Annotated in this window: 13 protein-coding genes and 1 tRNA gene; 9 read left to right on the forward strand and 5 right to left on the reverse strand. The window is 69.7% G+C overall.

All coding sequences use genetic code 11. The features are described from left to right. Window positions 1–62: 62 nt before the first annotated feature. The 3 genes from ACFXBC_RS33640 to ACFXBC_RS33650 form a co-directional block, all read right to left on the reverse strand. Window positions 63–1,121: an LLM class flavin-dependent oxidoreductase gene (locus ACFXBC_RS33640; RefSeq protein WP_385033413.1), complete on the reverse strand. Its 1,059-nt coding sequence runs from the start codon at window positions 1,119–1,121 to the stop codon at window positions 63–65. 259 nt (window positions 1,122–1,380) lie between these two features. After that, on the reverse strand, window positions 1,381–2,100 hold the full coding sequence (locus ACFXBC_RS33645; protein ID WP_385033416.1) for a decarboxylase: 720 nt from the start codon (window positions 2,098–2,100) through the stop codon (window positions 1,381–1,383). Next, a complete protein-coding gene (locus tag ACFXBC_RS33650) occupies window positions 2,097–2,921 on the reverse strand; it encodes a decarboxylase (RefSeq protein ID WP_385033419.1) in 825 nt (274 codons plus the stop codon). Before ACFXBC_RS33650 ends, ACFXBC_RS33645 begins: the two co-directional genes overlap by 4 nt. A 151-nt stretch (window positions 2,922–3,072) precedes the next feature. On the opposite strand from ACFXBC_RS33650, the gene ACFXBC_RS33655 reads away from it, so the two are divergent. Beyond that, a complete protein-coding gene (locus tag ACFXBC_RS33655) occupies window positions 3,073–4,044 on the forward strand; it encodes a D-2-hydroxyacid dehydrogenase (RefSeq protein ID WP_385033422.1) in 972 nt (323 codons plus the stop codon). Further along, window positions 4,037–5,443, forward strand: a complete 1,407-nt coding sequence (locus tag ACFXBC_RS33660) for an amidase (protein WP_385033423.1) — start codon at window positions 4,037–4,039, stop codon at window positions 5,441–5,443. The genes ACFXBC_RS33655 and ACFXBC_RS33660 overlap by 8 nt, the downstream gene beginning before the upstream one ends. Window positions 5,444–5,498: 55 nt before the next feature. Here the strand turns inward: ACFXBC_RS33660 and ACFXBC_RS33665 are convergent, their stop codons facing one another. Next, window positions 5,499–5,999, reverse strand: coding sequence for a DUF3830 family protein (locus ACFXBC_RS33665; RefSeq protein WP_164264786.1), 501 nt, complete (start codon window positions 5,997–5,999; stop codon window positions 5,499–5,501). Window positions 6,000–6,199: 200 nt separating this feature from the next. Between ACFXBC_RS33665 and ehuB the strand changes: the two genes are divergently transcribed. From ehuB to ACFXBC_RS33695, 6 genes are all read left to right on the forward strand, one after another. Continuing rightward, window positions 6,200–7,027 carry an ectoine/hydroxyectoine ABC transporter substrate-binding protein EhuB gene (gene ehuB, locus ACFXBC_RS33670; RefSeq protein WP_385033426.1) on the forward strand — a complete coding sequence of 276 codons (828 nt, stop codon included), beginning with the start codon at window positions 6,200–6,202 and terminating at the stop codon, window positions 7,025–7,027. Next, a complete protein-coding gene (ehuC, locus tag ACFXBC_RS33675) occupies window positions 7,024–7,695 on the forward strand; it encodes an ectoine/hydroxyectoine ABC transporter permease subunit EhuC (RefSeq protein WP_385033429.1) in 672 nt (223 codons plus the stop codon). The genes ehuB and ehuC overlap by 4 nt, the downstream gene beginning before the upstream one ends. After that, on the forward strand, window positions 7,692–8,345 hold the full coding sequence (gene ehuD, locus ACFXBC_RS33680; RefSeq protein WP_385033432.1) for an ectoine/hydroxyectoine ABC transporter permease subunit EhuD: 654 nt from the start codon (window positions 7,692–7,694) through the stop codon (window positions 8,343–8,345). The genes ehuC and ehuD overlap by 4 nt, the downstream gene beginning before the upstream one ends. Before the next feature lie 115 nt (window positions 8,346–8,460). Continuing rightward, window positions 8,461–9,192: an ectoine/hydroxyectoine ABC transporter ATP-binding protein EhuA gene (gene ehuA / locus ACFXBC_RS33685; RefSeq protein WP_385033443.1), complete on the forward strand. Its 732-nt coding sequence runs from the start codon at window positions 8,461–8,463 to the stop codon at window positions 9,190–9,192. A 164-nt stretch (window positions 9,193–9,356) separates the two neighbouring features. Beyond that, the gene (locus ACFXBC_RS33690; RefSeq protein WP_385033435.1) at window positions 9,357–10,115 is read left to right on the forward strand and encodes an IclR family transcriptional regulator; all 759 of its coding nucleotides are present in this window, start codon (window positions 9,357–9,359) and stop codon (window positions 10,113–10,115) included. Between the two features lie 73 nt (window positions 10,116–10,188). Continuing rightward, window positions 10,189–10,262: transfer RNA gene (locus tag ACFXBC_RS33695), tRNA-Lys, on the forward strand. Between the two features lie 75 nt (window positions 10,263–10,337). On the opposite strand, the gene ACFXBC_RS33700 is transcribed toward ACFXBC_RS33695, so the two are convergent. Continuing rightward, entirely contained in the window at window positions 10,338–10,472 is a 135-nt protein-coding gene (locus tag ACFXBC_RS33700) for a hypothetical protein (RefSeq protein WP_385033438.1), read from the reverse strand. 418 nt (window positions 10,473–10,890) lie between these two features. Here ACFXBC_RS33700 and ACFXBC_RS33705 point away from each other — a divergent pair. Next, the coding region (locus ACFXBC_RS33705; RefSeq protein ID WP_385033440.1) for an MFS transporter at window positions 10,891–11,971 on the forward strand (1,081 nt) is incomplete at its 3' end.

An 11,971-nucleotide genomic window follows, 5' to 3' on the forward strand; every position in this document is an offset into this window, starting at 1 on the left:
GGGGGCGGGTGGGGCTCTGCCCGCCCCCGGGGCCCCCCCCCCCCGCCGGTTCCGCCGTTCCGCTACCCGGGCAGCCCGTACGCGTCGGCGATCAGCTCGTACGAACGCAGCCGCGCATCGCCCCCGTGCGCGTTGGCCGTGATCATCAACTCGTCGGCCCCCGTGCGCTTCTGGAGGTCGTCGAGACCCGAGCGGACCTCGTCGGCGGTCCCGGCGATGACGTTGCTCAGCCAGCCGTCCACGAACTCCCGTTCCATCGGGCTGAATTGATATGCCTCGGCCTCTTCGGGCGTCGGCACCAGCCCCGGCCGCCCGGTGCGCAGCCGGACCATCGACAGCGCGCCGCTGAGGATCTGCCGGTGCGCCTCCTTCTCGTCGTCGGCCGCGAGGGCGCCCACGCCGATCAGCGCGTACGGGGCGTCGAGCACCGCCGAAGGGCGGAAGGACTCCCGGTAGAGGTCGAGAGCCGGGATGGTGTTCTGCGCCGAGAAGTGGTGCGCGAAGGCGAACGGCAGCCCGAGCGTGCCCGCGAGCCGCGCGCTGAAGCCGGACGAACCGAGCAGCCACACCGGCGGCCGCCCGGCCGGGCCCTGGACCGGACCCGGCACGGCGTGGATCCGGGCGTACCGGTGGCCGTCCGGGAAGCTGTCGTCCAGGAAACGGATCAACTCGGCCAGCTGCTGGGGGAAATCGTCGGCGCCCTCATGGAGCCGGTCGGTGCGGCGGAGCGCAGCGGCGGTGGCCCCGTCGGTGCCGGGGGCCCGGCCGAGGCCCAGGTCGACACGGCCCGGGGCCATCGCCTCCAGCGTGCCGAACTGCTCGGCGATCACCAGGGGCGCGTGGTTGGGCAGCATCACACCGCCGGAGCCGAGCCGGATGCGGTCGGTGTGCGCGGCCAGATGCGCGAGCAGCACCGCCGGGGACGAGGAGGCGACCCCGGGCATGGAGTGGTGCTCCGCGACCCAGTACCGGTGGAAACCGCGGCGCTCGGCCAGCCGGGCGATCTCCACGCCGGTACGGATGGCCTGGGTGGCGGTGCGCCCCTCCCCCACGGTCACCAGGTCCAGTACGGACAGGGGTACGGGGGCGGTTCCGGCCGCCTTGCCTTGAATCGGGTCCACCGCGCTCGGCCTTTCTGGTTGTCGGCCAGGTACGGCAGCGGCAACAGGGGACGGTCCCCGGTTATTCCCGTGACGCACCCGGCCGGCGGTCCCGCGCTCCCCGCAGCGCCCGCCGAACCGCGCCGCGCCGACCGCACCCGTACGCCGGTCACACCCGTACGCCTACCGCACCCCTGCGCCGCGCGCCGGTCACACCCGTACGCCTACCGCACCCCTGCGCCGCGCGCCGGTCACACCCGTATGCCGCGCCCCGGCCCGGTCACGCCCGCCGGGCGAAGAGCTTCCCGAGCCGCTCCCCCGGAACCCTCCGGTCGGCCAGCCGCAGACCCTCCCACACGGACACCTGGTTCGCCGTGAGGACCGGCTTCCCGAGTACCTGCTCCAGCTCCTGCACATACGCCGCCGTGTGCAGCGCGGTGTCCGGAAGCAGCAGTACGTCGGCGGACGGGTGGTCTCCCGACAGCGCCAGTTCGATGACCTCGTCCCGGCCCCAGGTGCCCACCTCGGCCGCGGTGATGACGCCCCTGCCGCTGACCGCCGTGACCTCGGCGCCCGCCGACTTCAGGAAGGCGGCGAAGTGCTCCGCGACGTCCTCCGGGTAGGTCGCGGCGACGGCGACCTTCTGGGCGCCGAGGTACTGAATCGCGTGCGCGAAGGCGAAGGACGTGCTGGATGCGGGCATTCCGGCCGCGCGGGCCAGATCCCTGATCTGCTGCTGCGCGCCGTCCCAGCCGTAGACGAAGCTTCCGCTCGTGCACGCCCACACCACCGCGTCCGCGCCGGCGAGCCGCAGCTCCTCGACGCCTGCCGCGAGCCGGTCCGCCGAGCCCATCTCGATGAGCGCGTCCACCCGGTGCGCGTCCTCGCCGATGTCGGTGTGGACGACGGACAGTCTCACGTCGGACGCCAGGAGCTGCTCGATGCGCTCGTAGTCGTCCTCCGCGGAGTGCCCCGGGTAAAGGAACCCGACCGCTGTCATGTCCAGTCTCCCTGCTCTTCGGGCGGATCTTCTGCCAGTGCGCGGGCGGGCTCGGGCAGGGGTGCCGGGGCCGGTTCGGGCGCGGGCGCCGATTCGATCAGCAGCCGCTGGTACGGACCGACGGCGAGGGCGCCGATACAGCGCAGCGCCGCCCACATCGTGACCTGGTTCGCCGAAAGCACCGGCATCCGCAGCTCCGCTTCGAGCTGCGGGATCACGTCGTACGTCGGAAGGTTGGTGCAGCTGATGAAGAGCGCGTCCGCCGAACCGACCACCGCCTGTCGAGCCATGTCCACCACATCGCGGTACGGGACTTTCCAGATGTGCCTGGTGAGGCCGAGAAAGGCCCGCCCGGTGACGACTGTCCCCGCTTCGCCGAGGTATTCCTCCAAAGAGGACGTCACAGATTCAGTGTAGGGCGTGACCAGGGCGATCCGCCGGACACCGAGCTCCCGGAAAGCCTGGACGAGGGCTCCCGATGTCGTGATCGACGGCAGGTCGCTGGCGGCGGTCATCGCCGTGCACATGGCCCGTTCACCGGCGACCCCGCCGACGAAGCTGCCGCTGGTGCAGGCGTACGCCACGACCTGCGGCGCGACCGCCCCCAGGGCCCGGACCGCCTTGTCCAGCGTCTCGTGCTCACTGACCAGCCGGGCGAGATCCAGGGAGACTTCGACCGGTACGAAGGGGGTACGCGTTAGATGGAGCGACACATCGTCCGGCACCCAGCGCCACAGCTCTCTGTCGAGAGCGAAGTCAAAAGGGGCGACGACCCCCACACCGCGCTGTGGCTGTGGTCCGCCGAGGAAGGAGATGTCCATGACTGGCCCCCAAGTGGTGTGGGTGAGGCCGCTGTGCTTCTGATGTCGACGGTAGAGTCGGTGTGCGAGCCCGGTCAATCAGTACATGTCAGACGTTGCCAGGTACTTACGCAGGCGAAACCCGGCCGACCCCAGCCGAAGGACCGCGCAGATGTCCGAAGCCGCTGAACAGAGCGCCGAACCGACCGTTCTGGTCCTGGACGCGGATCCGCCTCCGCGCCTCGGGAGACTCGCCGGACGGGCCCGGGTCGTGCACGCGGACGCGGAGACGCTGGGCCGCCAACTCCCCCACGCGGACGTCCTGCTGGTCTGGGACTTCCTCTCCGACGCGGTCCGCAGGGCCTGGCCGGGCGAGGGTCCGCGCCCCCGCTGGGTGCACACCGCGAGCGCCGGGGTCGACCATCTCCTCTGCCCGGAGCTGGCCGCTTCGGACACCGTGGTGACCAACGCCCGGGGGATCTTCGACCAGCCGATCGCGGAGTATGTCGCGGGTCTCGTCATCGCCTTCGCCAAGGACCTCCCCGGCACGCTGGAGCTCCAGCGGCAGCGGCGCTGGCAGCACCGGGAGACCCGGCGCGTCGCAGGGACCCGGGCGGTGGTCGTCGGGTCGGGGCCCATCGGCCGGGCCATCGGCGCCACGCTGACCGCGCTCGGGGTGCGGGTGGCGCTGGTCGGCAGGACCGCGCGGGGCGAGGTGCACGGCGCCGACGAGCTGGGCGGGCTGCTGCCCGGTGCCGACTGGGTGATCTGCGCCGCACCGCTCACCGACGCCACCCGGGGCATGTTCGACGCACGTGCCTTCGCCGCCCTCAAGCCGTCGGCGCACTTCGTCAATGTGGGGCGCGGGGCGCTCGTCGTCGAGGACGACCTGGCCCAGGCGCTCGGGAAGCGCCGGCTGGCGGGCGCGGCGCTCGATGTCTTCGCCGCGGAGCCGCTGCCCCCCGACAGCGGTCTCTGGGACATCCCCGGGCTGGTGATCTCGCCGCACATGAGCGGCGACACCGTGGGCTGGCGTGACGATCTCGGCGAGCAGTTCCTCGGGCTGTACGACAAGTGGGCGAACGGGGAGCCGCTGCCGAACGTGGTCGACAAGAAACGTGGGTACGTCCACCTTCATGACTGACCTCTGCGACCTCACCGCCCGACAACTCCTGGCCGGCTACCGGAAGGGCAGCTTCACGCCGGTCGACGCGGCCGACGCCGTGCTCCGCAGGGCCGAGGCGGTGCAGCCCGAGGTGAACGCCTTCGTCCGTATCGACTCCGCCGCCGCGCGCGGCGAGGCCGAGGCGTCGGCGGCGCGCTGGCGGGCGGGTGAGCCGCAGGGACTGCTCGACGGGGTGCCGGTCACGGTCAAGGACATCCTGCTGCTGCGCGGGGAGCCGACCCTGCGCGGGTCGAGAACCGTACGGCCGGACGGCGCGTGGGACGAGGACGCGCCGTCGGTGGCCCGGCTGCGGGAGCACGGCGCGGTCTTCGTCGGCAAGACGACGACACCCGAGTTCGGCTGGAAGGCCGTCACCGACTCCCCGCTGCAGGGGGTGACCCGCAATCCGTACGACCGCTCCCGCACGACGGGCGGCTCCAGTGGCGGCACCGCGGCGGCGGTGGCGCTGGGGGCCGGGCCGGCGGGTCTCGGCACGGACGGCGGGGGCTCGATCCGCATCCCGGCGTCGTTCTGCGGGATCTTCGGGCTGAAGCCGACGTACGGGCGGGTCCCGCTCTATCCGGCGAGTGCCTTCGGGACGCTCGCCCATGTCGGGCCGATGACCCGGGACGCGGCGGACGCGGCGCTGATGATGGATGTGATCAGCGGCCCCGATCCGCGCGACTGGTCGCAGCTGGCCCCGCCGGACGGCAGCTTCCGCACCGGGCTCGACGGCGGGGTGAAGGGGCTGCGGATCGCGTACTCGCCGGCCTTCGGCGGCCAGGTCGCGGTGGACCCCGAGGTGGCGGCGGCGGTACGGCGGGCGGTGGGCCGGCTCGCGGAGCTGGGCGCGTACGTCGAGGAGACGGACCCCGACCTCGCCGATCCGGTCGCCGCCTTCCACACCCTGTGGTTCGGTGGTGCGGCCCGGGTGGCGGAGCATCTCGGCCACGGGCAGCGCGGGCTGCTGGACCCGGGGCTGCGCGAGATCGTCGCGGAGGGCGAGCGGTACTCGGCGCTCGACTATCTGGCGGCCGTGGACGCCCGGATGGAGCTGGGCCGGCGGATGGGCCTCTTCCACCAGCGGTACGACCTGCTGGTCACCCCGACCGTGCCGATCACCGCCTTCGAGGCGGGAGTCGAGGCGCCCCGGGGCTCGGGGCATCGGCGCTGGACGGGGTGGACCCCTTTCACGTACCCCTTCAACCTGACCCAGCAGCCCGCGGCCACGGTGCCCTGCGGGGCGGACGCGGCGGGGCTGCCGATCGGGGTGCAGCTGGTGGGGGCGCGGCACACGGACGCGGTGGTGCTGCGGGCCGCGCACGCGCTGTACGAGGCGGGCGGGGCCTGGACCGGTCGGCCCGGCGCCGTGAGTTGAGGACGGGCCGGAGGGGCGGCGGGCCCGAAACGCGTCCAGGCCCGGCGGAAAGCGCCTAAGCCCGGCGGAAGTTGAGCGTCTCGCCCGTGGCGCCCGAGCGCCAGAGGTCCTGGCACGCCTCCGCCATCCGGTCGAGGCCGTCGACCACCGTGCCCCACACGATCCCGGGCACCCACCCCGTATCGCCGTTGATCAGCAGGTTGTTCCGCTCGTAGAACAGCGCGAGGTCGACCACGGTGGTACGTCCGCGGTGGTCGGCCGCCGTCTCGTATCCGTACGAGTCCGTCCCCAACACCGTCTCGGAGAAGGTGAAGTAGCAGAGGTCCCCCGGAATGGGGGTCACCGTCGGGTTCTCCAGGGGCGGCTCCTGCGGCGCGAAGCCCGGGACCAGGGCGTAGATTTCGTTGCGCGCGTACTTCGCGTGGTAGACGTCGCCGCCCAGCGGCAGCGCGTCCCACACCGCCGCGCAGGTGACCGGCGCCTTGTCGTCGAGGAGCTTCGCCGTGCAGCTCACACCGCGCTTGTCGAGGGACAGTTCCACGAATCGATCGCTCATCCCCCCATGGTTTCCCCCCGGGGCCCGGCGGGGTCAAGAGCGCCCCTCCGCGCAGGAGGCTGAAATTGACCGGCATACCTCGGCTGGAGTCGGGTAGCCGCGCGCCCATGGCTTCACCACCAGGGAACGACTCAGGAAGCACCACAAGACGCCTCATACGGCCCATCGATTCCATACGCCGCCGTTCACTCCTTCTCGGCATGGCGGGTCTGGGCGCCGCGGGGGCGCTCGGAGCGGCCGGCTGCGCCCGGGTACCGACCGGGGACACTCTCGCGCGGCTCAAGTCGCAGGGCACGGTCCGGCTCGGCATCGCGGGTGAGGTGCCGTACGGGTACATCAATGAGCAGGGGGACTTCACCGGCGAGGCCGTGGAACTCGCGAAGATCATATTCAAACGGCTCGGTGTCGGCCATGTCCAGCCGGTGGCCACCGACTTCGCCTCGCTGATACCCGGGCTCAACTCGCAGCAGTTCGACTGTGTTTCGGCCGGTATGTACATCAACAAGGACCGCTGCCAGCAGGTCATCTTCGCCGATCCCGAGTACCAGATGCTGGATGCCTTCATCGTCCGCAAGGGCAACCCGAAGAACCTGCACAACTACGAGGATTGCGTGAAGGCGAAGGCGAAGTTCGCCACCGGCACCGCCTACGCCGAGATCGCCTACGCCGTAGCGGCCGGTTACAAGGAGAAGGACATCGTCATTCTCCAGGACCAGGTGGCGGGTCTGAACGCCGTCGAGTCCGGCCGCGTGGACGTCTTCGCGGGTACCTCGCTGACCGTTCGCGAAGTGGTGAAGAAGAGCCGCAAGGCGGAGTCGACCAAGGCCTTCGCGACCACGATCGACGGCAAGAAGAAGATCGACGGCGGTGGTTTCACCTTCCGCCGCACCGACACCTCACTCCGTGACGCCTTCAACGTCGAGATCCACAAGATGAAGAAGAGCGGCGAACTCTTCCGGGTGCTCAAGCAGTTCGGGTTCACCAAGGACGAGATGACCACGCTGACGGCCAAGGAGCTGTGCGCATGACGTCCGGACTGTGGCAGCACTGGGTGCTTCCGGGCATCTGGATCACCATCCAACTCACCCTCTACAGCGCGGCGCTGGCCGTCGTCGTGGCCTTCGGCATCGGCATGGCACGGTCGCACCGCTCGCGCGTGGTGCGCTTCCTCGCGGGGTTCTACACCGAGATCTTCCGCGGCACCTCTTCCCTGGTGCTGATGTTCTGGATCTTCTTCGTGCTGCCGAACCTGTTCGGCTGGGCCCTGGTGCCGATGTGGGCGGCGGTGCTCGCCCTCGGTCTCTCGTACGGGGCATACGGCGCCGAGATCGTCCGCGGCGCGCTGAACGCGGTCGCGCCCGCGCAGCGCGAGGCGGGGGTGGCGCTCAACTTCACCCCGTGGCAGCGGATGCGGCTGATCCTGCTGCCGCAGGCGGTGCCCGAGATGATGCCGCCGTTCTCGAACCTGCTGATCGAGCTGCTCAAGGGCACGGCGCTGGTCTCGCTGCTCGGTGTCGGGGATGTGTCGTTCGCCGCCTACCTGGTGCGGCTGGCCACCCAGGAGAGCTCCAAGATCTACTCGGTGGTGCTGGTCATCTACTTCGTCATCGCGTTCGTACTCACCCGCGGGATGCGGGCACTTGAGCGCAGGACCCGGGCCAATCTCGGCCTCACGGCCACCGGAGGTACCCGATGAACAGCTGGGACTGGTCCGCCGTCGCGGACTTCATGCCACGTTTCTGGGACGGGCTGCTCACCACCCTCCGGATCCTGGTGCTCGGTTCGGTGCTCTCCTTCGCGCTCGGTCTGGTCTGGGCGCTGGGCTACCGGGTCAGGACACGTTTCGTACGGTGGCCGGTGAACTTCATCACCGAGTTCATCCGCAACACCCCGCTGCTCGTGCAGCTGTTCTTCCTCTTCTTCGTGCTTCCCGAGTGGGGCATCCAGTTCTCCGCGCTGACCACCGGCACGGTCGCGATCGGCGTGCACTACTCGACGTACACCGCCCAGGTCTACCGGGCCGGCATCGACGCCGTACCGGCCGGCCAGTGGGAGGCGGCCACCGCGCTGTCGCTGCCCCGCAGCCGCACCTGGACCGCGGTGATCCTGCCGCAGGCGATCCGCCGGGTGCTCCCCGCGCTCGGCAACTACGTCATCGCGATGCTCAAGGACACGCCCCTGGTCGTCGCGATCAGCGTCCTTGACCTGCTGGGCCAGGCCCGCCTGGAGGGCGGGATGACCTTCCAGTACAACGAGGCGCTCACCGTCGTCGGCGTCGCCTTCATCGTCATCGCCTATCCGGCATCTCTTCTTGTACGAGCCCTGGAGCGCCGCCTTGTCCGCTGACGCGAACCCCAACAGCCCCGAGCAGCCCGTGACCGCCGAGAACACGGGGGCCGCCTCGGCCACCGCGGCGGCCGAGGCCCTCTCGACCCCCACGACGCCGGTCACGACGAACGAGCTGATCCGCTTCGAGAACGTCACCAAGCGGTTCGGCGAGAACACCGTCCTCGACAATCTCTGTTTCTCGGTACGGCCGGGCAAGCACGTCACCCTGATCGGACCCTCCGGTTCCGGCAAGACGACGATTCTCAGACTTCTGATGACGTTGCTCAAGCCGGACGAAGGGGTGATCACCGTCAACGGTGACCAGCTCTTCCCCTCGAAGGGCGAGAAGCAGATACGCGAGGTGCGCAAGAACATCGGCATGGTGTTCCAGCAGTTCAACCTCTTCCCGAACATGTCTGTGCTGCGCAATATCACCGAGGCCCCGGTCCGGGTGCTCGGGATGTCCAAGGACGAGGCCGCCGAGCGCGCCAAGGGCCTCCTCGACCTGGTCGGGCTCGGTGACCGGGCGGACGCCAAGCCGAACCAGCTCTCCGGCGGCCAGCAGCAGCGCGTCGCCATCGCCCGCGCGCTGGCGATGCGTCCTCAGGTGCTGCTGCTGGACGAGGTCACGTCGGCGCTCGACCCGGAGCTGGTGGCCGGGGTGCTCGACGTACTGCGCGACATCGCCCGTACGACCGACATCACCATGCTCTGTGTCACGCATGAGATGAACTTCGCCCGGGACATCTCCGACGATGTGCTGATGTTCGACTCCGGGAAGGTGATCGAGTCCGGTTCGCCGGAGAAAATCTTCAGCGACCCGGAGCACGAACGTACGCGCGAGTTCCTGAGCGCGGTGCTCTGACCTCGGGCTCCCAGCCGTAATCATGACTCTGGCATATGCCACGGTGGCGCGTCCCAGCTTGACGGCGCGGGGCGCGCCACCGGGTCGTCAACAGGCCCCCCACAACAGGCCCTTGGCGGCTATCGTGGTACGCGAGCAAACGGTCACAACCTGTAGGGGGAACCGTGGCGCTGAAGCCCGAGCCGACTGCGCCGTTCCATTCGGTGCAGTACGCACTGCGTGTGCTGGAGACCGTCTCCAAGTACGGGGGCGGCGTGACCGACGCCAACATCGCACGGGAGACGGGCCTGCCCACCTTCCACCTCTCCGCCCTGCTGCTGATGCTGCGCCGCGAGGGGTACGTCGAGCAGGTCAGCGACGGCGCCTACATCATCGGTGACTCCCTCGTGCTCCTCGGCTCCGGCGCCACCCGTGAGGCGGCGCTGCAGGCCAAGCTGCAGAACACCCTGGACAAGCTGCGGGACTCGGTCGGGGCCGCCGTCTACATCAGCCGGTATATCGACGGCGAGATGGAGATCACCCAGGTCGCCGACGGGCCGCTGACGCCCGCGGTCCAGGAGTGGGTGGACTTCCGTTCGTCGGCGCACGCCAGCGCGGCGGGAAAGTGCCTGCTGAACCAGCTCGACCAGAACGCCCGCCGCGACCACATCTCGCGCCACCGGACAGCCCGGCTCACCTCGAAGACGATCACCAACGAGCGGGTCCTCTTCTCCAAGCTCGACGCCCAGCCGGCCACGGTTCCGGTGCTCGACATCCAGGAGTACGCGGTGGGCACGGTCTGCGCCGCGGTGCCGCTGACCGCGGGGTCCACCGTCGGATGCCTGGCCCTCTCGCTGCCGATCGAGCACGCCCACCGGCTGCGCGCGGCGGCGGATTCGCTGAACCGGCAGGCCGCGCCCGTGGTGCTCTCGCTCGCCATCTGAGGCCCCTCCCGGCGGTGATCATGACCTGGTTTGGAGCACCCATGCGGACCAGCTACTATTTCGGAGTCAGCAGGCGCCGCTAGCTCAGTTGGTTAGAGCAGCTGACTCTTAATCAGCGGGTCCGGGGTTCGAGTCCCTGGCGGCGCACCGACGGAAGAAGCCCCTCGCGGAAGCGGGGGGCTTCTTCGTGTGAGGCGCCTGTGCGGCTCCCGTCGAGCAGGGTCAGCTGTACACCAGCAGGTAGTCGCAGGTACTCGTGCCGTCGTGCAGGGACATGTCGCTGTTGAGGACGTAGAAGGAACCGGCGAATCCGGTGGCCGTCATCTTCGGGATCACGATCATGGTCTGGTTCGCCATGCTCAGCGAGTTCGGGACCACCACATAAATTCGTTCGCGTTCTTCTGGTCGTTCATGCGTGTGACCTCCGATGGTGATGGCCACTGTTCGGATTTGACGGCTACGAGCGAGACGGCTTTCCCGTCCCGGTGCTTTCCCCCCGGTTTTTGTTCCCGGCTTCCATCCCGGCTTTCGCCCCCGGTTCTCTTCCCCGGTTCTCTTCTCTCGCCGATCCGTTCACAGAACAGGGACGTGGGATCGGACACCCCGCCGACCGAGCGGGCCGGTGTAACGGGTTCCGCCATTGAGAGGAATCCCGTTTGCGGTGCGGATGCCACGGGCCCTCCCCCAGCCGGTGCACGCCTCCCCGCAGGGCTCATACAGCTGTCCTATACATCCGTACTAGACAGACGTTTAATACGCTCGTACAGTCCCCGTCATGACTCAGTCGACGCACCGCACGAGTGCGAGGAAACCGACCGGACCGGGCCCGGCACGCGCCGGGCGCAAGGAGTGGACCGCCTTCGTCGTCCTGCTGCTGCCGCTCCTGCTGGTCTCGATGGACGTGTCCGTCCTCTTCTTCGCCATTCCGTCCATCACCCGGGAGCTCCACCCGAGCAGCACCCAGCAGCTCTGGATCTTCGACATCTACGCATTCGCCCTGGCCGGACTGCTCATCACGATGGGCTCACTGGGCGACCGCATCGGCCGCCGGAAACTGCTGCTGTTCGGGGCCGCCGCCTTCGGGGCGGCGTCCGTCGGGGCCGCCTACGCGCAGAGCGCCGGGATGCTCATCGCCGCACGGGCCGTGCTCGGTGTCGGCGGGGCGACGCTGATGCCCTCCACCATGGCGCTGATCCGCAATATGTTCACCGATACCGCACAGCGCTCCAAGGCGGTCGGTATCTGGTCGGGCGCCATGGCCGGCGGGATCGCGCTCGGTTCGGTGATGAGCGGCCTCATGCTGGAGCACTTCTGGTGGGGCTCGGTCTTCCTGGTCAATGTCCCCGCGATGGTGCTGCTGCTGGTCCTTGTCCCCTTCCTGGTACCGGAGTTCAGGGACCCGCGGCCCGGCAGGTTCGATCTGCTGGGCGTGCCGCTCTCGATGGGGTCCGTGCTTCCGGTGATCTACGGCGTGAAGGAGATGGCGGCGCACGGATTCAGCCTGCCGATGCTGCTCTGTGTCCTCGCGGGGGCGGCCGTGGGCGCGGTCTTCGTCCGCAGGCAGCGCTCGGGCCGCTCCACGATGATCAGCCGCGCACTCTTCCGGGACCGGGGGTTCGGCTCCGGGATCGCCCTCAACGCGCTGGCCGCGTTCGCCATGATGGGTTCCTCGTACTTCACCACGCAGTACCTCCAGTCGGTGCTCGGGATGAGCACGATGGAGGCCGCGCTCTGGTCCATGGCCCCCTCGGTCTCGGTGGGGATCGCCGCCCCGGTGGCCACCGCGGTCGCCCAGCGGGTGGAGCGGTCGTCGGTGGTCGCCGCCGGGTTCGTCATCGCGGCGGGCGGGTTCGTCG

It is taken from the genome of Streptomyces sp. NPDC059398 (genome assembly GCF_042751845.1).
Classification (GTDB): Bacteria; Actinomycetota; Actinomycetes; order Streptomycetales; family Streptomycetaceae; genus Streptomyces.